This is a genomic window from Moellerella wisconsensis, assembly GCF_022592395.1.
Classification (GTDB): domain Bacteria; phylum Pseudomonadota; class Gammaproteobacteria; order Enterobacterales; family Enterobacteriaceae; genus Moellerella; species Moellerella wisconsensis.
The window spans coordinates 454,453-477,042 of record NZ_CP093242.1 but is presented as its reverse complement, the minus strand read 5'-3'; the positions used below and the strand labels follow the sequence as shown (position 1 = coordinate 477,042).

The 22,590-nt window shown below is 43.8% G+C and carries 19 protein-coding genes; 10 read left to right on the top strand and 9 right to left on the bottom strand.

Going from position 1 to position 22,590, the window contains the following annotated elements:
- Positions 1-83: 83 nt before the first annotated feature.
- A complete protein-coding gene (locus MNY66_RS01965; RefSeq protein ID WP_047255267.1) occupies positions 84-473 on the top strand; it encodes a VOC family protein in 390 nt (129 codons plus the stop codon).
- A 110-nt stretch (positions 474-583) separates the two neighbouring features.
- On the opposite strand, the gene rpoH is transcribed toward MNY66_RS01965, so the two are convergent.
- From rpoH to ftsY, 4 genes are all read right to left on the bottom strand, one after another.
- Entirely contained in the window at positions 584-1,450 is an 867-nt protein-coding gene (gene rpoH / locus MNY66_RS01960; RefSeq protein WP_047255255.1) for an RNA polymerase sigma factor RpoH, read from the bottom strand.
- Positions 1,451-1,937: 487 nt separating this feature from the next.
- The gene (gene ftsX / locus MNY66_RS01955; protein WP_047255256.1) at positions 1,938-2,915 is read right to left on the bottom strand and encodes a permease-like cell division protein FtsX; all 978 of its coding nucleotides are present in this window, start codon (positions 2,913-2,915) and stop codon (positions 1,938-1,940) included.
- On the bottom strand, positions 2,908-3,573 hold the full coding sequence (gene ftsE, locus MNY66_RS01950; protein WP_047255257.1) for a cell division ATP-binding protein FtsE: 666 nt from the start codon (positions 3,571-3,573) through the stop codon (positions 2,908-2,910). Before ftsE ends, ftsX begins: the two co-directional genes overlap by 8 nt.
- Positions 3,574-3,579: 6 nt before the next feature.
- A complete protein-coding gene (ftsY, locus tag MNY66_RS18165; protein WP_479497717.1) occupies positions 3,580-5,190 on the bottom strand; it encodes a signal recognition particle-docking protein FtsY in 1,611 nt (536 codons plus the stop codon).
- Between the two features lie 1,886 nt (positions 5,191-7,076).
- On the opposite strand from ftsY, the gene rsmD reads away from it, so the two are divergent.
- Complete coding sequence (gene rsmD / locus MNY66_RS01940) at positions 7,077-7,658, top strand: 16S rRNA (guanine(966)-N(2))-methyltransferase (protein ID WP_047256255.1); 582 nt, start codon at positions 7,077-7,079, stop codon at positions 7,656-7,658.
- An 11-nt stretch (positions 7,659-7,669) separates the two neighbouring features.
- Positions 7,670-7,960, top strand: a complete 291-nt coding sequence (locus MNY66_RS01935) for a DUF1145 family protein (RefSeq protein ID WP_047256256.1) — start codon at positions 7,670-7,672, stop codon at positions 7,958-7,960.
- Between the two features lie 33 nt (positions 7,961-7,993).
- Here the strand turns inward: MNY66_RS01935 and MNY66_RS01930 are convergent, their stop codons facing one another.
- Positions 7,994-8,365, bottom strand: coding sequence for a DUF2500 domain-containing protein (locus MNY66_RS01930; protein WP_047256257.1), 372 nt, complete (start codon positions 8,363-8,365; stop codon positions 7,994-7,996).
- Between the two features lie 270 nt (positions 8,366-8,635).
- On the opposite strand from MNY66_RS01930, the gene MNY66_RS01925 reads away from it, so the two are divergent.
- The gene (locus tag MNY66_RS01925) at positions 8,636-9,265 is read left to right on the top strand and encodes a lysoplasmalogenase (RefSeq protein ID WP_053907005.1); all 630 of its coding nucleotides are present in this window, start codon (positions 8,636-8,638) and stop codon (positions 9,263-9,265) included.
- Between the two features lie 156 nt (positions 9,266-9,421).
- Positions 9,422-11,773, top strand: a complete 2,352-nt coding sequence (locus MNY66_RS01920) for a zinc/cadmium/mercury/lead-transporting ATPase (protein WP_047256259.1) — start codon at positions 9,422-9,424, stop codon at positions 11,771-11,773.
- Between the two features lie 150 nt (positions 11,774-11,923).
- Here the strand turns inward: MNY66_RS01920 and tusA are convergent, their stop codons facing one another.
- Positions 11,924-12,178, bottom strand: coding sequence for a sulfurtransferase TusA (gene tusA / locus MNY66_RS01915; protein WP_047256260.1), 255 nt, complete (start codon positions 12,176-12,178; stop codon positions 11,924-11,926).
- 246 nt (positions 12,179-12,424) lie between these two features.
- Here tusA and MNY66_RS01910 point away from each other — a divergent pair, with 246 nt between their 5' ends.
- The 3 genes from MNY66_RS01910 to dhaL all read left to right on the top strand — a co-directional run bounded on the left by MNY66_RS01910 (position 12,425) and on the right by dhaL (position 15,235).
- Positions 12,425-13,093 carry a 7-cyano-7-deazaguanine/7-aminomethyl-7-deazaguanine transporter gene (locus MNY66_RS01910; protein WP_047256261.1) on the top strand — a complete coding sequence of 223 codons (669 nt, stop codon included), beginning with the start codon at positions 12,425-12,427 and terminating at the stop codon, positions 13,091-13,093.
- Positions 13,094-13,414: 321 nt separating this feature from the next.
- Positions 13,415-14,485 (top strand): dihydroxyacetone kinase subunit DhaK, encoded by a 1,071-nt coding sequence (gene dhaK, locus MNY66_RS01905; RefSeq protein ID WP_241501325.1) that lies wholly within the window; start codon positions 13,415-13,417, stop codon positions 14,483-14,485.
- A gap of 96 nt (positions 14,486-14,581) precedes the next feature.
- On the top strand, positions 14,582-15,235 hold the full coding sequence (gene dhaL / locus MNY66_RS01900; protein ID WP_241501324.1) for a dihydroxyacetone kinase subunit DhaL: 654 nt from the start codon (positions 14,582-14,584) through the stop codon (positions 15,233-15,235).
- A 151-nt stretch (positions 15,236-15,386) separates the two neighbouring features.
- Here the strand turns inward: dhaL and glpC are convergent, their stop codons facing one another.
- Genes glpC through glpA form a run of 3 tightly spaced genes read right to left on the bottom strand, consistent with a single transcriptional unit; the run spans position 15,387 to position 19,526 of the window.
- The gene (glpC, locus tag MNY66_RS01895) at positions 15,387-16,580 is read right to left on the bottom strand and encodes an anaerobic glycerol-3-phosphate dehydrogenase subunit GlpC (RefSeq protein ID WP_047256264.1); all 1,194 of its coding nucleotides are present in this window, start codon (positions 16,578-16,580) and stop codon (positions 15,387-15,389) included.
- Complete coding sequence (glpB, locus tag MNY66_RS01890) at positions 16,577-17,878, bottom strand: glycerol-3-phosphate dehydrogenase subunit GlpB (RefSeq protein WP_047256265.1); 1,302 nt, start codon at positions 17,876-17,878, stop codon at positions 16,577-16,579. The genes glpC and glpB overlap by 4 nt, the downstream gene beginning before the upstream one ends.
- The gene (glpA, locus tag MNY66_RS01885; protein ID WP_241501323.1) at positions 17,868-19,526 is read right to left on the bottom strand and encodes an anaerobic glycerol-3-phosphate dehydrogenase subunit A; all 1,659 of its coding nucleotides are present in this window, start codon (positions 19,524-19,526) and stop codon (positions 17,868-17,870) included. Before glpA ends, glpB begins: the two co-directional genes overlap by 11 nt.
- A gap of 405 nt (positions 19,527-19,931) precedes the next feature.
- Here glpA and glpT point away from each other — a divergent pair, with 405 nt between their 5' ends.
- Together glpT and glpQ are read left to right on the top strand one after the other, a co-directional pair.
- The gene (glpT, locus tag MNY66_RS01880; protein ID WP_047256267.1) at positions 19,932-21,281 is read left to right on the top strand and encodes a glycerol-3-phosphate transporter; all 1,350 of its coding nucleotides are present in this window, start codon (positions 19,932-19,934) and stop codon (positions 21,279-21,281) included.
- Between the two features lie 167 nt (positions 21,282-21,448).
- The gene (gene glpQ / locus MNY66_RS01875; protein WP_047256268.1) at positions 21,449-22,516 is read left to right on the top strand and encodes a glycerophosphodiester phosphodiesterase; all 1,068 of its coding nucleotides are present in this window, start codon (positions 21,449-21,451) and stop codon (positions 22,514-22,516) included.
- The last annotated feature ends 74 nt before the right edge of the window (positions 22,517-22,590 follow it).

Sequence of the window (22,590 nt, the reverse complement as noted above, 5' to 3'; positions counted from 1 at the left end):
GTGATTTTCTTATCGCAAGTAACTTTACGCCCACAGAGAAAGCGCTTTGTTATATTAGAAATAGCGCAGAAAATCGAGATAAAATTCAATTAAATGCTATACATCACGTCGCCATAATCGCTTCTGATTATGAAAAAAGCAAATCATTCTATTGTGATATTTTAGGCTTAACTCTGTTATCTGAGCACTATCGGCAACACAATGACTCTTGGAAAGCCGATCTCGCTATCAATGGTAATTATCAAATTGAATTATTCAGTTTCCCTAATCCCCCTAGCAGACCCAGTTATCCTGAGGCGAGTGGTTTAAGGCACCTAGCTTTTAGTGTCGATAATCTCGATGATTCAATCGACTATCTCGCTCAGCAAAATATTATTTGCGAAGCAGCGCGTATCGACCCTTATACGCAGAAACGTTTTACTTTTTTTGCTGATCCCGACGGATTACCAATTGAATTGTATTCTAAAAAATAACCAGATTAAGAAGATAAAAATTAGAAATGAGTAAAAAGTAAAAAGAATGGCATGAGAATACTGAGTTTATCTCTCCACAAGTAAGATAAACTCAGTAAAATTACAAAATATTATTCGTCATCCGCTTCCATGGCTGTACGCAATTTTTTCATCGCATTTTTCTCTAACTGGCGTACACGCTCAGCAGAAACACCATATTTATCGGCTAATTCTTGTAATGTGGTTTTGTTATCGTCATCCAGCCAACGAGCTCGGATAATATCTTGGCTACGCTCATCTAATGATGCGAGAGCATCTGATAATTTATCAGTCGCATGATTATCCCAGTTGTCTTCTTCGATAGTATCAGCAAAATCAGACGATTTATCCTGCAAAAATAATACGGGAGCAACCGCATGCCCACTGTCACTATCATCATCGTCAGACATATCAAACGCCATGTCCTGGGCTGCCATACGTGATTCCATCTCACGCACATCTTTACTGGTTACGCCGAGTTCTTTGGCGACCATCTCTACTTCGTCCTGATTGAACCATCCCAAACGCTTTTTATTTTTTCTTAAATTAAAGAAAAGCTTACGTTGGGCTTTAGTAGTAGCAACTTTAACAATACGCCAGTTACGCAGTACATATTCATGGATTTCAGCTTTGATCCAATGCACTGCAAATGAAACTAAACGAACGCCAACTTCAGGGTTAAAACGGCGTACTGCTTTCATCAAGCCAATATTGCCTTCCTGGATCAAATCCGCTTGCGGGAGTCCATAACCGGCATAGCTACGCGCGATATGAATAACAAAACGTAAATGAGATAAGATCAGCTGTCTTGCCGCATCCAAATCACCATGGTAATGCAGCCGTTCAGCCAGTTCCTTTTCTTCCTCAGCCGTTAGCATCGGATAAGCATTAGCTGCTCGCACATAAGCCTCAATGCTTCCCTGCGGAACTAATGCTAATGATTGCATATCTTTAGTCATTCAGATCCTCTTACGAGTTTTATAATAAAGAGATTAACTAGACTGCCGCTAACCGTGTTAACGGATCCCTAATAAGTGGAATGAGTTTATCACTCTCGTGTAGTTTATGAAATTTTCTAACGTACTATTTTTTTATACGCTCTTTTATGATGCTCATTTTCTATCGCATCGATTTTCAAGCGTCCTTTTTTTAAAAAAATAGCTTACAAAATATTAGCGGTATCACATTAATTATTTCTAAGGAGTTATCGTTAATATTTTGGCGTCCGCGCATTTTATCACGCTACAGTAATTATGCACTATCGCATGATATTGACTAAGAGGGTGATATAAACCAAATATGATATAAACTACTGTGCGGAATCAGCTAAAAATCGAGTGTCATGTTAATTTTAAGACAAACTGTTAAACGAAAAGTTCAAAATAAAGACAAACTCTCTAGTATCTTAATTTTCTACCTGACTCATTCGATACTAGAGAGCCTATATTATTCTGGAGTAAAGTGACGTAAATGCTGAACAGTAGCCAGCCAAGCCGCTATCCAACCAATCATGGCTGAAATCAACAAAATGAGTAACGACTCATCCCACGATAACCCTTCGATACGAAACTGAGTGCCGAAAATACTAGCCACTTCAATCACCACGCTGGATAACTTCCACACTAAGAGTGTAGAAAGTAGCAAAGAGACCAACGCGCCGACTAAGCCCAGTAACATGCCACCATTTAAAAATGGGCGCATAATAAAACCGTCCGTCGCACCAATTAATTTCATCACATTAATGGTATCGCGACGAGCAAATATATTCAGGCGAACGCTATTACCTATTACCAAAAATAATGCCACTACCATCAAAATACCAATAACTGCCGCTATCTGCCCGACTAATCCAGTCAATGCGGCTAATCGAGCAAACCAACTATCATCCATTTTAACTTCTTCAATCCCAGCAACTTGGCTAACTCTGTCTCTCAGGGTTAGCAACACATCTGAACTCTGAAAATCAATTTTAGGAGTGATAATAGCAACCGCAGGTAATGGATTTTCTTCCAGCATATCTAATGCCGTGCTAAAACCAGACCAACTACGGAACTCGCTCATTGCCTGATCGCGGGATAAATAATTAACCTTATCAACACCTTCTAATGCATTTAGTTGCTGAACGACATTCTCGCCACCTTGTTCATCTAAAGATTTATCGAGATAAACCGTCAACTGTGGTGTCGGATACCATTGATCTGCGGCTTGAGAAACGTTTTTCCAAACAATAAAACATAGACTCGGTAACGTCAGTGAAATCGCGATAACCATTACAGTTAAAAAACTGGCTAGCGGTTGGCGCATCATATCTGCCAAGGTATTTAACCAAGCATAACGCCACTGTTCGCGCCAACCACCTTTCAGTGCTTTACTTTTCGACTGAATTTTACGCTCGGGTCTTGCCTTGCGAACATTTTTAGCCATTTTGCCCCCCAACCATTCTTCCACCACCTAATGTCAGAATACGGTAATTACGGCGTTCGATCAGTTGTACGTCATGAGTTGCCATCAATACGGTGACACCAACACGATTAAACTCTTCAAATAAACGCATAATACCTTCGGATAACTCACCATCTAAGTTACCGGTCGGTTCATCGGCTAATAATACGGTAGGTTTATTAACGACTGCGCGGGCAATACCTACGCGCTGTTGTTCACCGCCCGATAATTGTATCGGTAAATTTTTCGCTTTATCCAGTAAGCCAACTTTATCTAACGCCGCAGAAACACGGCGACGAATATCTTCGGTACTGGCGCCTGAAATAATTAATGGCATCGCGACGTTGTCATACACCGAACGATCAAATAATAAATGATGATCTTGAAAGATCATGCCTATTTGTCGACGTAAAAAAGGCACTTCACTATTTTTTAGTCGACTAATATCATGGCCATCAAACCAAATATGGCCATCGCTCGGGCGTTCTATACCACAAATTAATTTTAGCAGTGTACTTTTACCGGCTCCCGAGTGCCCCGTCAAAAAAGACATTTCACCAGGGCGCAAATGAAAATCTACGCCCTGCAACGCCTGACGGCCGCCTCGATAAGCTTTACTGACATGTTCAAAGCGAATCATTTATTATTAATCCTCTCGGGCAAATAACGCCTCGATAAAGTCTTCTGACTTAAATGGACGTAAATCTTCAATGCCTTCACCGACGCCAATATAACGGATCGGAATACTCATTTGGTCGGCAATAGCGAAGATCACCCCACCTTTAGCGGTGCCATCTAATTTGGTCAATGTAATCCCAGTCAAACCTACAGCTTCATCGAACAGTTTTGCTTGATTAACTGCATTTTGGCCGGTACTGGCATCCAACGTTAGCATAATTTCGTGCGGAGCTTCGACGTCTAACTTTCTCATTACACGCACAATTTTTTTCAATTCTTCCATCAAATGGGCTTTATTTTGTAAGCGGCCTGCGGTATCCGCAATCAAGATATCGATACCTTTTGCTTGGGCTGACTGAATTGCATCAAAAATAACCGAAGCTGGATCGGCGCCAGTATGCTGTGCCACCACGGGTATATTATTCCGTTCACCCCAAACTTGCAGCTGTTCAACCGCTGCTGCGCGGAAAGTATCACCTGCCGCTAACATCACCGATTTACCTTCAGACTGATATTGACGCGCCAATTTCCCAATAGTGGTGGTTTTACCCACACCATTGACGCCAACCATCAGGATAACATAGGGTTTTTTCCCTTCAATAACCAGAGGCTTATCAACTGTCGATAAAATATCAGACATTTCCTCACGCAGCTTACTGTAGAGTGCTTCGGCATCTTTTAATTCTTTGCGGCTCGCATGTGCCACCAAGCTATTAATAATTTTTCGCGTGGTATCTACACCAACATCGGCAATTAGCAACTGTTCTTCAAGTTCTTCAAATAGATCATCATCTATTTTTTTACCTTTGAATAAACTAAAGAAGCCCGACCCTAAATTTTGTCGAGTTTTTAATAATCCTTTCTTTAATCGAGCAAAAAAGCCTTCTTTTTTCGGTTTTTCTTGCTCTGTATTATTGGTTTTAGTTTCAGCTTCTGCTTGAGCTAACGCTAAACGCTGTTGCTCTTCTTCTGCCGCCGCTTTTTGCTCGGCGGCTTGCTGTTCTGCTAATTGCTGGGCAGCCGCTTGCTCATCAGCCCGTTTTTGAGCGGCTTCTGCTTCGGCGGCTAACCGTTGACGTTCTGCTTGTTCTGCTGCGGCCTTTTCTGCCGCCGCTTTTTGTTCGGCAGCTTGCTGTTCTGCTAATTGCTGTTCTGCCAATTGCTGGGCAGCGGCTTGCTCATCAGCCAGTTTTTGAGCGGCTTCTGCTTCGGCGGCTAATCGTTGGCGTTCTGCTTGTTCTGCTGCGGCCTTTTCTGCCGCCGCTTTTTGCTCGGCGGCTTGCTGTTCTGCCAATTTCTGGGCAGCCGCTTGCTCATCAGCCCGTTTTTGAGCGGCTTCAGCTTCGGCCGCTAATCGTTGACGTTCTGCTTCTTCTGCTGCAGCCTTTTCTGCCGCCGCTTTTTGTTCGGCGGCTTGCTGCTCTGCCAATTTCTGGGCAGCAGCTTGCTCATCAGCCCGTTTTTGAGCGGCTTCAGCTTCGGCAGCTAATCGTTGACGTTCGGCTTGTTCTGCCGCGGCCTTTTCTGCCGCCGCTTTTTGCTCGGCGGCTTGCTGTTCTGCTAATTGCTGCTCTGCCAATTGCTGGGCAGCAGCTTGCTCATCAGCCCGTTTTTGAGCGGCTTCAGCTTCGGCGGCTAATCGTTGGCGTTCTGCTTCTTCTGCTGCAGCCTTTTCTGCCGCCGCTTTTTGCTCGGCGGCTTGCTGCTCTGCCAATTTCTGGGCAGCCGCTTGCTCATCAGCCCGTTTTTGGGCGGCTTCTGCTTCGGCGGCTAATCGTTGACGTTCTGCTTCTTCTGCTGCGGCCTTTTCTGCCGCCGCTTTTTGCTCAGCGGCTTGCTGCTCTGCCAATTTCTGGGCAGCCGCTTGCTCATCAGCCCGTTTTTGAGCGGCTTCTGCTTCGGCGGCTAATCGTTGACGTTCTGCTTCTTCTGCTGCAGCCTTTTCTGCCGCCTCTTTTTGCTCGGCGGCTTGCTGTTCTGCTAATTGCTGCTCTGCCAATTGCTGGGCAGCAGCTTGCTCATCAGCCCGTTTTTGAGCGGCTTCTGCTTCGGCGGCTAATCGTTGGCGTTCTGCTTCTTCTGCCGCGGCCTTTTCTGCCGCCGCTTTTTGCTCGGCCGCTTGCTGCTCTGCCAATTTCTGGGCAGCCGCTTGCTCATCAGCCCGTTTTTGAGCAGCTTCTGCTTCGGCGGCTAATCGTTGACGTTCTGCTTGTTCTGCCGCGGCCTTTTCTGCCGCCGCTTTTTGCTCGGCGGCTTGCTGTTCTGCTAATTGCTGCTCTGCCAATTGCTGGGCAGCAGCTTGCTCATCAGCCCGTTTTTGAGCGGCTTCAGCTTCGGCGGCTAATCGTTGGCGTTCTGCTTCTTCTGCTGCAGCCTTTTCTGCCGCCGCTTTTTGCTCGGCGGCTTGCTGCTCTGCCAATTTCTGGGCAGCCGCTTGCTCATCAGCCCGTTTTTGGGCGGCTTCTGCTTCGGCGGCTAATCGTTGACGTTCTGCTTCTTCTGCTGCGGCCTTTTCTGCCGCCGCTTTTTGCTCAGCGGCTTGCTGCTCTGCCAATTTCTGGGCAGCCGCTTGCTCATCAGCCCGTTTTTGAGCGGCTTCTGCTTCGGCGGCTAATCGTTGACGTTCTGCTTCTTCTGCTGCAGCCTTTTCTGCCGCCTCTTTTTGCTCGGCGGCTTGCTGTTCTGCTAATTGCTGCTCTGCCAATTTCTGGGCAGCCGCTTGCTCATCAGCCCGTTTTTGAGCGGCTTCTGCTTCGGCGGCTAATCGTTGGCGTTCTGCTTCTTCTGCCGCGGCCTTTTCTGCCGCCGCTTTTTGCTCGGCGGCTTGCTGCTCTGCCAATTTCTGGGCAGCCGCTTGCTCATCAGCCAGTTTTTTAGCGGCTTCTGCTTCGGCGGCTAATCGTTGGCGTTCTGCTTGTTCTGCCGCTGCTTTTTGTTCGGCGGCTTGCTGTGCTGCTTCTTCTGCGGCCTGTTGTTCCTCAGCGCCTTGCTGTTCTGGTTGTAATTCTTCTTCTGGCTGTTGCTTCTCGTCTTTACGACCGAACCCTAACCAGGAAAAAAAACCTTTTTTCTTTTCTTTAGCCATCTGGCACTACGCTCCTCACAATAAAAACACGGCGCTTACACTCATCAACTTGCTCATCAACATTGAGCTTGTCAAATTACATCCCGACTAACGTCATCATCTGCCGAATTCATAGCCATACAACTTACTGAAGTGTATGATAATCGACATATCCTCGCTGACTGGTTTGCTGTAACTTGCATTATTTTGAGTATAAAATATTAAATCGCAATAAAATTAGATGCAGTCTATCATTTCATCGCGATGCAACACATATCTGAGATGCAATTACGGTAAATTTAATCTCAGATTTTTGGTTAAAAACAAGAAAATTGGCCGAAACACCGTCTTTCAGTCGCATTATCTTTCCTAGCAACTTCTTTTTATCAATAAGTATTATTATGGCAAAAAAACCTAAACCGGTATCAATGGGACAAATCCGCATCATTGGCGGGCAATGGCGAGGGCGTAAATTGCCTGTTCGTGATAGTGAGGGCTTACGTCCAACCACAGATAGGGTGAGAGAAACCTTATTCAACTGGCTGATGCCGGTGATCCGCGATGCAAATTGTCTAGACTGTTTTGCTGGCAGTGGCGCATTAGGGATCGAGGCTCTATCTCGTTACGCAGCATCAGCAACGTTAATTGAGCTTGATAAGCATAATGCTCGCCAATTGAGCGAAAATTTAGCGCAATTAAAAATACACAATGCTCAAGTGATTAACGCCAATACTTTAACTTATTTAGCCAATAGCGGAACTCCTTTTGATGTTGTGTTTCTTGATCCCCCCTTTCATAAAGGCTTATTAGCAAATACCATCCAGTTATTAGAAAGTAATCAATGGTTAGCAGATGAATGCTGGGTTTATGTGGAATCTGAAGTAGGCACAGCGCTGACGGATATTCCTATCAACTGGCAATTGCACCGTGAAAAAATTGCTGGGCAAGTGGCTTATCGTCTATTTATTCGTCAATCTAACTAACGGAGATCCGTATGTTAATTAATATCGGCCGTATATTAATGCTGTGTGTGTGGGGATTTATGATCTTTAATTTAGTCCACCCGTTTCCTAAACCCCTTAAATATTTTATGGATATCGCCATGATATTTATGATTTTTATGCACGCCTTGCAAACTTTATTTATGAAATCCACCTTATCCAAACAACAAAAACTGTCTGGTTGGCTCCAATTACGGATTTTTTTGTTTGGCGTATTTGAATTACTGGTTATTCAAAAGAAACAGCAGCAACAGCTGGCAGCTAAGTCCAAAAAAATAGAATAACCCATGTTATAAAGTAAGTGTTTACTAATCTAATTAATTTTCAGGCTCAAAGCGAATAAAGCGAGTTCCTTGCAAATAAAGTCGGCCCCGGCTGCCTTTATTAATTGCACGGTACGCTTGTTCGTCTTTGAGAATAATTTTCAATGGCTTATCTTCTGACGTTATCCCTGCATTCAAAGGTTTAAAATAAACTTCATAGCGGAAAGTTTCTGGCGAAACAACATCACGCTCGCGTGAGCGCATGTTTGGATAGGGATAATCTTTTTTATCTTCCACCGTAACTAAATAGCTAATTTGTGTAGAATTATCATTGATTTCATTCTGCCGACGCTGATCAAAAAATCGTTTGGTCGCCAATAGGCCAATTACCACCAGCACGATAATTAATAAATACGGTTTGTTCATAATAGAATTGTTCTCAATCGTTTTATTCTATAACTCAGATAATTATAGCTATCGCAATAATTCATTGGTTGATATAACAACATTAACTAATAAATAAGAATGTCTGAGCCTAGTCCAATGGATTTAGGGTATAATTTATCTTAATTTATTAAAAATGAAATATTTGTAGCCTAAATAATTCGTATTGTAGAAATGTAATCCAAATCTACAATTAAGGCATGACAGATATACTTTATCACCTTGAAACCCACAGATAATAAGGACCTGTTTATGATCAGTTGGCCATTCCTTGCTGTACTTTTCTCTGGTTGGTTATATGTCGATGCCGCGTACCGAGGCCCAGATTGGCAACGCTGGTTATTTAGGCCCGTAACTTTGCTGCTGCTACTTGCTTGGGGATGGAATGCAGAATTTATCACTATTTCTGGTTACTTAGTCTTGGCTGGACTGCTGGCTTCGTTACTTGGCGATATGCTACGCATTCTACCAGGTGAGCGCTTACTTGCATCTATTGCTTTAATATTTATCAGTTATCTTCTGTATGCCATTAGTTTTGGGCTACAAATGAATTTTAGTCTTTATCTTCCTTGGCTTCCTGTTCCCATTGTGCTGACACTCGTCACGTTGCTGATTATTTGGACTAAACTCGAAACATTACAAGCGCCGGTTTTTGCGCTATTAATTATGTCGATGATCATGGTCTGGGTAGCTGGAGATCAATACTTTGGGCTAGCTCGCGAAGTTAATTTCTCGATTATGGTAGGCGCTTGTTTACTGTTTTTGTCTAATTGTATTTGGCTAATTGCTCGCTTTAGATATCCGTTCAAAGCCTCCAAAGCTATCGTTGCAACCCTCTATTTCCTCGGACAATTTTTAATTATTCGTTCCCTATACCTGTAATCCTACACCTACAAATTGTACCTTAGCCAGTTGATGATGATGTTAGCAAATAAGATTTTTTATCAACTGGCCCCGTTTTTATTTGACTCTAGAGTTAACTCCAACGTGTAGACTTGGCTTAATTCTTCAGCAGTCTATATAAAAAAGGGGGTGTCTATGCACTCACACAATGAAAAAAATCAAGTTACGCATACACATGCCAGTACTTGCTGCTCTAGCAGCACTTGCTCTGATACACCTAAAAAAGTAAGTGATGGCTCACATACACATTCAGAAAATCATCAATCTCAGTGCGAAGATAGCGATGAAGAGCAACATCAGCACGCAAATCATAATCATCAACACGGCACATGCTGTAGTACTGAGCCACAAATAGCAGAGACAGTGGCACCGACACAACGTGGCGAACAGCGATATAGTTGGATTATTCGAGGAATGGATTGCCCAAGCTGCGCGCGGAAAATCGAAACTGCTGTGGCGCAAATACCACAGATAAAACAAGCTAAAGTGTTGTTTGCCACCGAGAAATTAGTGGTTGATGCCGATACCGATATTCGTGGTGACGTCGCCAATATAGTCCAACAAGCCGGTTATGAGCTATTTCCAGCCGATGAGGGTGCCAGTCACGCGCAAGCACCGCGACACAGTTTAATCCGCGAAGCCAAGCCTGTCATTATACTGGCGATTTTGATGGCGCTCAGCTGGGGCATTGAGTTAGTTAATCCTACAATGGGTCGCTATGCTTTTATTGCTACTACGCTATTTGGCGTGTTCCCCATAGCGCGTAAATCTTTACGTTTAATTCGTACCGGCTCACCTTTTAGCATAGAAACATTAATGTCGGTGGCCGCGATTGGCGCGCTATTTATTCAAGCTACCGAAGAAGCCGCGATGGTTATTCTGCTGTTTATGCTGGGAGAAATGTTGGAGTCTTACTCGGCGGGTCGCGCACGACGCGGAGTAAGTGCTCTGATGGCACTCGTCCCCGAAGATGCAGTATTAATCAAAGACGGTCAAAAAACCTCTATCGCTGTAGCACAATTACGTCCTGGCGACATTATTGAAATTGCGCCTGGCGGAAGATTGCCTACCGATGCTGAGTTAATGAGTGACTTTGCCAGTTTTGATGAAAGCGCGTTAACCGGAGAATCAGTACCTGTTGAGCGCAATGTGGGAGAAAAAGTAGCGGCTGGCTGTTTATCCGTCGACCGTGCCGTGCGAATGAAAGTGGTTTCTGAGCCAGGTAAAAATGCGATTGATCGTATTCTGCTATTAATAGAAGAGGCCGAAGAACGTCGCGCCCCGATTGAGCGCTTTATTGACCAGTTCAGCCGCATTTATACGCCTATTATTATGCTGTTCTCTGCGCTAGTTATTGTTGTTCCGCCCCTGTTTTTCGGCGCGCTATGGGATACTTGGATTTATCGTGGATTAACTTTGCTATTAATTGGTTGTCCATGTGCCTTGGTTATCTCAACACCGGCAGCGATTACTTCAGCATTGGCTACGGCAACGCGTCGAGGCGCATTAATTAAAGGCGGCGCGGCGCTGGAACAATTAGGTACAGTAACTACCGTCGCGCTAGATAAAACCGGTACCCTAACGCAAGGCAAGCCACAAGTGACCGATGCGCTGTCCATTGACGGCGTAAGCACTCAGCAATTGATCGCATATACTGCCGCGGTTGAAGTCGGTTCTCATCATCCTTTAGCTAAAGCGATTATTGATTATGCCGCTGTATTAAATCAGCCAGTCATCGAAGCTGAAAAACGTAAAGCATTAGCCGGCAAAGGTGTTGAAGGCTATCTCAATAATCAGCATATTTTAGTTAGCGCGCCTAGCCGTCTCGATATGCCATTGGATAATCACTGGCAGCAACAAATAGAGACCCTAGAAGCGGAAGGTAAAACCGTGGTAGTCACGTTGGTAGGCGGGCAAATGGTTGGCGTGATAGCGCTGCAAGATACCTTGCGTACTGATGCTATCGATGCAATTAACATGCTGAAAAGTATGAATGTTAATGCAGTGATGTTAACCGGTGATAACCCGCGAGCTGCGGCCGCAATTGCAGGCCAAGTAGGCATGGATTTTCGCGCTGGGTTATTGCCAGAAGATAAAGTCCAAGCTGTAATTGAGTTAAATATACAGCATCGCACTATGATGGTGGGTGATGGCATCAATGATGCACCAGCGATGAAAGCCGCCAGTATCGGCGTAGCCATGGGTAGCGGAACAGACGTCGCTTTAGAAACCGCGGATGCAGCGCTAACCCATAATCGACTCACTGGGTTGGCAGAAATTATTGCGCTCTCACGTGCGACACGCAAAATTATTCGTGAAAATATCACCATCGCCTTGGGGCTAAAAGCCGTATTTTTAGTTACCAGTTTACTGGGGATCACTGGGCTGTGGGTTGCGGTATTAGCCGATTCCGGCGCTACCGCGTTAGTCACTGCCAATGCGATTAGGTTGTTGCGAGTTAAGCTGCCTCAGCGTCAGCAAAAATAAATCTAACGCTAAGTGTGGGAGCTATACCTTAAAAACACCTTAAAAACACCTACAGTAATAACGGAAAATCACCCAAAGAAGCATCGTTAGGTGCTTCTTTTTTATTGCTAGTTTATGGCTGATTTTGTTGCAGATGATTAAAGGTAGTCATTACAATCCATTGGCTTTTTTACGCAGCAGATAACGATAAGGCGCAGTTTCAGTTTCAGCCGCCAGTAACTCATGCTCCATAAAACGGCAAAAGCCGGGAATATCACGGGTAGTTGCCGGATCATCAGCAATAATCAATAGGGTGTCACCATCTTGCATGTTGCGCACGGTTTTACGCACTAACATCACCGGCTCTGGGCAGCGTAACCCTAAGGTATCTAAGCTTTTAGTTGCGTGTTCAAAAATAGTAGACATAAATATAAAGACTCTAAATTCAATCGATTTATCGATTATATAATAAATTGGCACTAAACGAGATGAACTGTTTTGCTTTTGTTGCGCAACACGAGTATCATCCCGCCCTCTGAGGCTCAGCGTGGATTATTGCTGTCGCTATTAGTGGATTATATTCTGTACAATATAAGATATAATTTATAGTGTTAGTGATACTGACGTTGATGTCATGGGTTCCCTCACCCCATAAAACTAAAAAGGTACAATATGTTTGATTTAACACCGCAGCAGCGAGCCACTGCTCTAATTTGGCTATCTTTATTTCATATTTTAATCATTACTTCTAGCAACTATTTGGTTCAGCTGCCAATGAGTATTTTTGGCTTCCATACCACTTGGGGCGCATTTACCTTTCCGTTTATTTTCTTAGCGACTGATTTGACGGTGCGTATTTATGGCGCGCCTTTAGCGCGGAGGATAATAACCTCGGTCATGCTGCCTGCTCTGCTAATTTCTTACGTTATTTCAGCACTGTTCTTCCAAGGAGAATGGCAAGGGATAAATGCACTTGGTGAATTTAATCTGTTTGTCGCGCGTATTGCGACCGCAAGCTTTATGGCTTACGTTTTAGGCCAGATTCTAGATGTCAGTGTATTTAATCGCCTGCGCCAAAATAGTCGTTGGTGGGTCGCCCCAGCGGCAGCGATGTTCTTCGGTAATTTAGTCGACACCATCGCCTTCTTCTTTATTGCCTTTTATCGTAGTACTGATGCCTTTATGGCCGCCAATTGGATTGAAATTTCATTGGTCGATTATACGTTTAAGTTGTTCATCTGCATGCTATTTTTCTTGCCTGCTTACGGTGTACTACTGAACGTGCTAATGAAATATTTTTTCGCCAATCATCGCCCAAAAAATTACGCTGAACTCCGCTAATTTTTCGCCCTTGCAATCCCGTGCAAGGGCTTTTTTTATCGCTAACATTCCCGCTAAAAACATCTCGATCAATATCTCATTTTCTGGCTTGCTTTCATTATAAAATTTACCGGCATGTTAGTGTAGTGTCATAACAACGCCCTTATTTTATATGGTTCTATCGCCTTTATTGATGGTCTAATTAATCGTTTTTTTAGGTTAATTTATCAATCAATCTCACTTAATCACTGTTTTTAAATCAGCTGTTTCACTGGGCGCGTTAAATGAAAGGTTCTATCACCTATTGTCCGTCTGATTTAAGCCTCATCTGGAGCCGCAAATATGAAGAAACTGATTAATCGTGTTGAAGATATTATTACCGAAGTTAACCATGGTTTACTCCTTGCTCATCCCGAGTTACGCCTCAATATTGACCCAACGTATATCGTACGCAGCGAGGCGCCTATTAGCGGTAAAGTCGCATTATTATCCGGCGGTGGTAGCGGTCATGAGCCGATGCACAGTGGTTATATCGGCCAGGGTATGCTAGATGGCGCTTGCCCCGGCGAAATGTTTACCTCTCCAACGCCCGATCAAATGCTGGAATGTGCCATGGCCATCGACAGTGGCGAAGGCGTATTGATGATCATAAAAAACTATACCGGAGATGTGCTGAATTTTGAAACCGCCACCGAGTTGTTGCATGACGCCGGCATCAAAGTTGCTACTGTACTGGTTGATGACGATGTTGCGGTAAAAGACAGCTTATATACCGCTGGTCGTCGCGGAGTGGCAAATACCGTATTGATAGAAAAAATTCTTGGCGCCGCAGCAGAGCAAGGAAAATCACTCGATCAACTTGCGCACTTAGGCCACCAGCTGAATAATCAGGGCCATAGCTTAGGTATTGCCCTGCAAGCCTGTACCGTGCCTGCAGCTGGGAAACCGTCATTTACCCTCGCGGATAATGAAATGGAGTTCGGGGTGGGAATTCATGGTGAACCGGGGATCGAGCGTCGTCCATTTACGCATCTCAACGACACCGTCGATCAAATGTTTAGTACTTTGATCGAAAACAGCGCGTATCAGCGTGTTATCCGTCATTGGGATCACTCTAACGGCGAATGGGTAGAGAAGCAGCAATCTAAATCACCATTGAAAGCGGGGGATCGGGTGATTGCTTTAGTTAATAATCTGGGGGCAACACCGCTGTCTGAACTGTATGCAGTGTATGGCCGCCTAGTTCAATGTTGTGACGCGTTTGGTCTAACGATCGAAAGAAATTTGGTGGGTTCCTATTGTACCTCGTTAGATATGCAAGGGTTTTCAATCACTTTACTGACTGTCGATGAACTCATTCTGTCTCTCTGGGACAGCCCAGTAAATACCCCGGCGCTAAGATGGAAATCTTAATGGGTCCTAAACTCTTCGTTAGCTCTCAAATCCTAACGGGCCCATAAAATTAACGGGTCCATAAAACTAACTGGTCCATAAAAATAGGTATCTTCTATGAATTTAAGCTCTCAACAGACAGTTCAATGGTTGACCAAATGCGCTGAGATATTTGCCCGTGAGCAAGATAATTTGACCGAGTTAGACCGCGCCATTGGTGACGGTGACCATGGGCTAAATATGCATCGAGGTTTTCAAAAAGTAGCTGAAAAGCTGCCGTCGGTTGCCGATAAAAATATTGCTATCATTCTAAAAACTACCGGAATGACCTTGCTCTCAAGTGTAGGTGGAGCAAGTGGACCGCTGTTTGGGACTTTTTTTATCAAAGCCGCCCAAGCTGCCGCAAATAAACCGTATCTCACACTGGCTGATTTGGCAGAAATAATCACCGCAGGTACTGAAGGGGTGGCAGCGCGAGGTAAAGCAGAACCCGGCGATAAAACCATGTGCGATGTTTGGTGGCCTGTTAGCGAGTCATTGAGTATCTCCGCCACACAAAATTTGCCACTAGATCAAGCCATTAAAGAAGCAATCATTGCCGCACGGCTCGCGCTTGAAGCCACGGTTCCGATGCAAGCCCGCAAAGGCCGAGCCAGCTATTTGGGCGAACGCAGTATTGGCCATCAAGATCCGGGCGCCACCTCGGTGTTACTAATGATGGATACGCTACAGCAAATTGTCTCTGCATCATCGGCTTCGTCGGTTAATTGAATTAAGTAGCGGTGTTAATTATTAGCAGCCTAAATATAGGCTATCGTCAGAATAAAAAGGGAAATAAAGATAACTTTATTTCCCTTCATTTATAAGATGCGGCGTAAAAATCGGCCCTAAGAACAATCTAACTTTATAGGGCTGTTCACTCCTATAGTGCTTTAGCTAATAACGTAATAGGGTGTTCACATTTTTTACTGGTCGACATCTCAATTTGCCATTTACACGTTTCGCAATCGGTGATCACCACATCAGCGCCGCTCTCTTCAATTTGACGGAATAAACCTGCGCCAATGCCTTGAGAAACCTCATAGTTTTCTTTTTTAAAGCCATAAGTTCCTGCAATCCCACAGCATTGAGAATCCAGAACGATCAATTCAACACCGGGAATGCGTTTAATCAACTCTAAGGTGTAGGATGTCCAGCCCATTTTTTCCATATGACATGGCGTGTGGTAAGCCACTTTCATCGGCGTATGTTTGAGTTTAAGCTCACGCCCTTGCTCCAATAATCGATAAATATAACGCGTTGCCAGTTCTATCTCATCACGGATAGCTGAAGTATCAACATCTAAAACGTGAGTATATTCATCACGCAGCGTAAAGGTACAGGTTGATGACGTTGCTACCACAGGTACATGATTTTCAAGAATACTTTTTTGTAATGATTCAAGATTAACGTTGGCTTGGCGTTTAGCTTGTTTCATAAAACCATTGGCAATCAATGCCACGCCACAGCATTTTTCTCTTTTCAGCAGTTGAACACCAATATTCATTCCATTGAAAACTTTAATTAAATCTTTGCCTAATTGAGGATGATTATAGTTAACAAAACAACCATGAAAATACGCCACTTGCTCGGTGAATTTTTTCTGCTCTGCTGCTTGTTTCGCATACCAACGACGGAAGGTACCGAATGAATATTTAGGCAATTCACGACGATGATCAATTTTTAATGCTTTATCTAGGATCTGACGAACCGGTTTCATCCCTGTGATGGTATTCACCACAGGAGCAAATGGTGTCGATAGTGATCCCATCAGATCGGTATGACTTAAAATAGCATCGCGTAATTTTGGTTTTTGCGTACTGTAGGTATTGCGCGCGCGAGCAATAATATCGCCGATTTTTACGTCGGATGGGCACGCTACTTCACAACGTTTGCAGTTAGTGCAATATTTTAGCGCTTCATCATAGAGCATCGGATCTTTAAGACGTAGACGCTCGCCATCTGGGCCGGCTTGTTTCGGGCCTGGATAGAGTGGATTCACTTTTGCTACTGGGCAATAAGTGGTACAAACCGTACACTTAATGCAGCTTTCAAAGCTAGGATCGTGAATACTCATTGTGCTACCTCTGTGTGTTCTGTGGCTGCGTTAGCATTATTTATTGCCGAAATTATTTGCTCCGCAGCATATAAACCACTAATTAATGAAACACCGGCGCCGCATCCTTCTGTCAGTGGATCAAAACCGCCTAATACCGCGCCCGCCACATAAAGATTGTCTATCACATCGCCATATTTTTTAGCGCGTAATTGCATATCAGTTTCAACGCCAAAACGCATATATGGCTGAGAGGCAAAAAATTGCTCGTCAGTCCACTGAGAACGCGGCGGGATATTACCGAGATCTAACTCCATCAAAGGCTCATAAACACGATCAAATGTTGCCACTAATCCATTATTAAAAAAACTGCCAGTAGCTAATACAAATTGGCCCGCTTTTAATGGGATATCGCCATGATTACGGGTATGTAGTTGACTGATTTTTGACCCGTCAAAGTTAACTTTGGTGACTTTATCACCCGGCATGATAATCCCACCCTGACGGCGATATTGTTTGAGTAAATGATCATGTAAACGAATACCCAACAATGATGGTGGTAAGGTAGGTAGCAGATAAATCGTTTTACCTAATTGGCTTTCTAAATCACTAATCACCTGATCGCTCTCTAAACCAAGGCAAGCGGGTAAGAAAATTTTATCAACCTGTTGAACTAATGGAGAAAGTTCACTGACTATCTCAGCCATATTTTCAGGTCTATCTAACCAACGAGCAATATTTATAGCGCGAAATTCACTGGCATTTTCACGTAAGCGGTCTAATAACGGTAAGTGAACATAGTGAGAAACAACCTCAGCACCCTGTTCTTTCAATACATCGGCGACCATTTGTGGCTGAAAATCTAAGAAACCTTCAATGCCGATCACCGCGATTTTACCCGTCGGTAGCGGCTGTTCGAACTTAACCACGGGCACCCGTGTTGGGCTCAACCATGTCAGGCGTTTATGCCCTAGCGGTGTAATTCGATAGTGATTCTGTTGCGCTGAACCAAAAAGTTCAACCCCTGCAGCCTGCAATTGTTGCTCTGCCAGTAATGCCAGCTCACTCACCTTTTCTTTACCGATACGACTATAAGGATGTTGGGGTGATTGAATCGCTAACTCTGCCAGCGCATCTAATGGATGTTCAACACCGCGGCCATCAGGCAACTGAGTTAATAAATCTAACGAGCCAGAAGAAAAATGCAGCGCATTTTGTCCGGCACTCACTATCGCACAAGAAAGTCCTGCGTCAGTGAGACGGATACCGCAGCTTAAACCGGCTAGACCTCCGCCTATAATGACTGCATCAAATTTCATTATCGGACTCCTTATTGACGGATTGTTGCTGCAAAGTTTGTTGATTCATCCCACATAAACCATGATACACCCAGCTGGTAAATTCACTTTCACGCAGAGCATTTCCCCACGCTATCGGGCGAACTCCCTTCCAACGTTCATTTAAAAAATGTCCCAGTTGCTGTTCGGTTTCATGTGGAGTCGTGACATTAAAGCGATTAAGTAGGCCTGCAGCACGGCAAGCACATAATTCACCTTGGCACGTTCCCATGCCGACTCGTGTCCGACGACGTAAATCGAGTAAGTTATTAACCGCTAAAGAATCAACCGCATAACGCACTTCTCCGGCAGTTACTGCCTCACACTCACACACCAAACTTTTATCCAGTCGGTTAGTGGTTAAAATCGAGGAAGCACGATCGCCATGGCGATAAACCGCCGATCCGCGGATTGGAGCAGGTATCGAAATCGCATTACGCAGTGATTGTTCGGCGCTGTGCTGTGATCCCGGTAACGGAGCTTCTGCGGTCGTACATTTAGCGCTGTGTCCGAGTTTTTCGCACACTTTATCAGTCGCCCATTCAGCCATCAGGCGATAAGTCATTAATTTACCGCCGGTAATTGTTATAAAGCCTTCCAGTCCATCACGTTTAGCATGGTCTAACAGCACAATCCCCCGGCTTACATTACGCCCAGAAGGATCATCGTCACTGGCCACTAAAGGCCGAACCCCTGCATAAGCACGTAAAATTCGCGTGGTGGCGAGTGCCGGAGATAACATCGAACCTTCGCGGATCAAAATATCCACTTCTTCTGGAGTCACATGCATATTATCGATTTGATCGTAATCGATATGTGTCGAAGTAGTGCCAATCAATGAAATCGTGTCGCCAGGCACTAAAATATCGGCATCCGCCGGCTTACGACAACGGTTGATCACCATATTATTTAGCCGATGACCTAAAATTAATAATGCCCCTTTGGCCGGGAACATTTTGATTTTTAAATCCGCATATTCAGCGATCCGCTGTCCCCAAATACCACCGGCATTTACTACAATCTCAGCATGTATATTATAAGTACGCGAATTTTTATGGTCATAAACGGTGACGCCTTTCACTCTGTCACCATCACGCAATAATCCCACGACTTCATGGTAAGTCAGCACTTTGGCGCCATGCTCTCTAGCATCTAACATATTGGCCGCAGTTAAACGGAAAGGATCGACGGTACCATCTGGCACTTTTACCGCGCCTATTAATAACGGATTAACCGAAGGCTCCAAACGAATAGCTTCACTTGGATCAATGGCGTCCGCATCAATCCCCGCTGCACGGCAAGCGATAATAAACTGTTGCTGATATTCCAATGAATCTTCGGGCAGGGTAATAAATAAGCCGTCAGTACGTTCAACACAATGATGGGCGATGCGTTTTAGTATTTTGTTTTCTTCAATACATTCGCGGGCAGATTCGCTATCTGTCACAGCATAACGTGCGCCACTATGTAATAGACCATGATTACGACCCGTCGCGCCGGTCGCAATATCATGCCGTTCAAGTAGCACACAACGGAGTCCTCGGCGAGCACAGTCTCGCGCAATACCTGCACCAGTAGCACCGCCACCGATAATAATGACGTCCGTTTCTATAACAGATGGATCATTCATGCCGAATTTCCTCACATTAGTAAGAGAATCTAATTAATAAGATAATCTAATTTTTTATAATTATTAGCTTAGTACTAACTATAGACAAAAAATGCGCGCGATGTTTGATAAGGAACAAAAACGAACAGGAATTTGATCATCTCTTGTGTGAAAAACACCAATGTGTGATGAATGTCACATGTTTGTTAACAAAACAATTTCAATATATTCATAAAAGCTATTACCTTATCCGGCTTATATAGAAAATCTATATTTGTGCAGTGCATTACAGATAAATTGTTTGATTGTGGCTACTATTTAGCGCGGTAAGAGAAAACAATACGCACATAAACTCTCAAATTATTTTCGTTTTCGTTGCTTTTATAATGATAAATAAAAAATATCTATATGCCATCGGAGGCTTATATGTTAAGTATGTTTAAACCGGCAGCTCATAAACCGAGGCTGTCTGCTGATAAGATAGACCCCGTCTATCGTAAATTACGTTGGCAGATTTTCTTGGGGATTTTCTTCGGGTATGCGGCTTATTACTTGGTCAGAAAAAACTTTGCATTAGCCATGCCGTACCTTGTAGAACAAGGTTTCTCTAAAGGTGATCTCGGTTTTGCTCTTTCAGGGATTTCTATCGCTTATGGATTTTCCAAATTCATAATGGGCTCGGTCTCTGACCGTTCTAATCCACGCTACTTCCTACCTGCTGGTTTAATATTAGCCGCGTTTGTCATGTTGATCATGGGCTTTGTTCCCTGGGCGACATCGAGCATTATGGTAATGTTCGTTCTGCTATTCTTCTGTGGCTGGTTCCAAGGTATGGGTTGGCCGCCTTGCGGACGAACTATGGTTCACTGGTGGTCCCAGAAAGAACGTGGTGGGATTGTCTCCATTTGGAACTGTGCCCATAACGTTGGTGGCGGTATTCCGCCTCTGTTATTCATTCTTGGTATGGCATGGTTTAATGACTGGAAAGCAGCACTGTATATGCCAGCTTTCGGTGCCATCTTAATCGCTATTATTGCCTTCGCTCTGATGAGAGATACCCCACAATCTTGTGGTTTACCTCCTATCGAAGAGTACAAAAATGACTACCCACCTGACTATAAAGAAACTGATGAAGAAGAACTAACAGCAAAAGAAATCTTCATGAAATACGTCTTCCCTAACAAACTGTTATGGATGATTGCAATTGCTAACGTCTTTGTTTACCTGCTGCGTTATGGTGTTCTTGACTGGTCTCCGACCTACCTGCGTGAAGTTAAAGATTTCACCATGGATAAATCTTCATGGGCATATTTCATGTATGAATATGCGGGTATTCCTGGCACCTTATTGTGTGGTTGGATGTCGGATAAAGTGTTCCGCGGTAACCGTGGTGCAACTGGCGTATTCTTCATGATTCTGGTTACTATCGCCACTGTCGTATTCTGGATGAACCCTCCGGGTAACCCAAGTATCGATATGGCTTGTATGTTAATTATCGGTTTCTTAATTTACGGCCCGGTGATGCTTATCGGCCTGCATGCTCTTGAACTTGCACCGAAAAAAGCAGCCGGTACCGCAGCTGGATTTACCGGACTGTTCGGTTATCTCGGTGGCTCGGTAGCCGCCAGTGCGATTGTCGGTTACACCGTTGACTACTTCGGTTGGGATGGTGGTTTCGCCGTCATGATAGGCGGTAGTGCCCTGGCTGTAGTGTTACTATTTATCGTTATGTTGAGCGAAATTAAACATAAACGCGAATTAGCTAATCAACAATAATGACGATTGTCATTCATCAGTCATAATTAATGATTAATCTTCTGGGCTACATATTTTAAATACTGTAGCCCTTTTTTTATCTACCCTTTTATATCTTGAGTGACTCAAACCAATAATACAGTGACTTGAAGTATGACGGGTATAAATATTGGCAAAGGAATATACTGATGACATTCACTTTAAAAACCTTAATGGCAAGTATGGTGTTAGTTATGTCTGTATCAGCAATTGCACAAACAAATTCTAAAGTAGTTATCGCGCATCGGGGAGCAAGTGGTTATTTGCCGGAACATACGTTACCAGCAAAAGCTATGGCTTATGCTCAAGGTGCTGATTTTTTAGAACAAGATTTGGTGATGACCAAAGATAATCAGCTGGTTGTTTTGCATGATCATTATCTCGATCGCGTAACAGATGTCGCTGACCGTTTTCCTGATCGCGCTCGCGCTGATGGTCGTTATTATGCGATTGATTTCACGTTAGATGAAATTAAATCACTTAAATTTACCGAAGGTTTTGATATTGTTGACGGTAAAAAAGTCCAAAGCTATCCAAACCGCTTCCCGATGGGTACGTCTGATTTTCGCGTGCATACCTTCCAAGAAGAAATTGAGTTTATCCAAGGTCTGAATAAATCGACAGGCAAAAACATCGGTATTTATCCTGAAATTAAATCGCCGTGGTTCCACCAGCAAGAAGGCAAAGATATTTCAACCCGCACACTTGAAGTATTAAAAGACTATGGATATACCACCAAAGATGCCAATGTGTATCTGCAATGTTTCGATGCCAATGAATTAAAACGAATTAAAAATACCCTGCAACCCAAACTGGGCATGGATCTGAAATTAATTCAATTGATTGCTTATACTGACTGGAATGAAACTCAAGAACAGAAACCGGACGGTAGTTGGGTAAATTACAGCTATGATTGGATGTTTGAGCCAGATTCCATGAAAGAAGTAGCTAAATATGCCGATGGTATTGGCCCAGATTATCATATGCTATTTAATGAAAATTCAACCCCTAATAATATCCAGTTAACCGGTATGGTACAGGATGCGCACGCGAATAAAATGGCAGTTCATCCTTATACTATTCGTGTAGATAAATTGCCTAAATACGCTAAAGATGGCAATCAACTGTATGAAATCATTTATAATACTGCCAATGTTGATGGTGCATTTACTGATTTCCCAGATTTAGGCGTCGAGTTCTTAAAACAGCAAAAATAAATCTCACATTGCCAAGAACATCAACCGCTAAATATTAGATAAAAAAACAGCTTCCACAATTAAATAACATTGCT

Bases quoted from the DNA above. Each gene is read 5' to 3' on its own strand.
- MNY66_RS01930 (WP_047256257.1), bottom strand. From the start codon at position 8,365: ATGAACAAACCGTATTTATTAATTATCGTGCTGGTGGTAATTGGCCTA.
- glpQ (WP_047256268.1), top strand. From the start codon at position 21,449: ATGACATTCACTTTAAAAACCTTAATGGCAAGTATGGTGTTAGTTATG.
- tusA (WP_047256260.1), bottom strand. From the start codon at position 12,178: ATGTCTACTATTTTTGAACACGCAACTAAAAGCTTAGATACCTTAGGG.
- ftsX (WP_047255256.1), bottom strand. From the start codon at position 2,915: ATGGCTAAAAATGTTCGCAAGGCAAGACCCGAGCGTAAAATTCAGTCG.
- MNY66_RS01935 (WP_047256256.1), top strand. From the start codon at position 7,670: ATGTTAATTAATATCGGCCGTATATTAATGCTGTGTGTGTGGGGATTT.
- MNY66_RS01920 (WP_047256259.1), top strand. From the start codon at position 9,422: ATGCACTCACACAATGAAAAAAATCAAGTTACGCATACACATGCCAGT.
- glpB (WP_047256265.1), bottom strand. From the start codon at position 17,878: ATGAAATTTGATGCAGTCATTATAGGCGGAGGTCTAGCCGGTTTAAGC.
- rpoH (WP_047255255.1), bottom strand. From the start codon at position 1,450: ATGACTAAAGATATGCAATCATTAGCATTAGTTCCGCAGGGAAGCATT.
- ftsE (WP_047255257.1), bottom strand. From the start codon at position 3,573: ATGATTCGCTTTGAACATGTCAGTAAAGCTTATCGAGGCGGCCGTCAG.
- glpT (WP_047256267.1), top strand. From the start codon at position 19,932: ATGTTAAGTATGTTTAAACCGGCAGCTCATAAACCGAGGCTGTCTGCT.
- MNY66_RS01925 (WP_053907005.1), top strand. From the start codon at position 8,636: ATGATCAGTTGGCCATTCCTTGCTGTACTTTTCTCTGGTTGGTTATAT.
- dhaK (WP_241501325.1), top strand. From the start codon at position 13,415: ATGAAGAAACTGATTAATCGTGTTGAAGATATTATTACCGAAGTTAAC.
- glpA (WP_241501323.1), bottom strand. From the start codon at position 19,526: ATGAATGATCCATCTGTTATAGAAACGGACGTCATTATTATCGGTGGC.
- rsmD (WP_047256255.1), top strand. From the start codon at position 7,077: ATGGCAAAAAAACCTAAACCGGTATCAATGGGACAAATCCGCATCATT.
- dhaL (WP_241501324.1), top strand. From the start codon at position 14,582: ATGAATTTAAGCTCTCAACAGACAGTTCAATGGTTGACCAAATGCGCT.
- MNY66_RS01910 (WP_047256261.1), top strand. From the start codon at position 12,425: ATGTTTGATTTAACACCGCAGCAGCGAGCCACTGCTCTAATTTGGCTA.
- glpC (WP_047256264.1), bottom strand. From the start codon at position 16,580: ATGAGTATTCACGATCCTAGCTTTGAAAGCTGCATTAAGTGTACGGTT.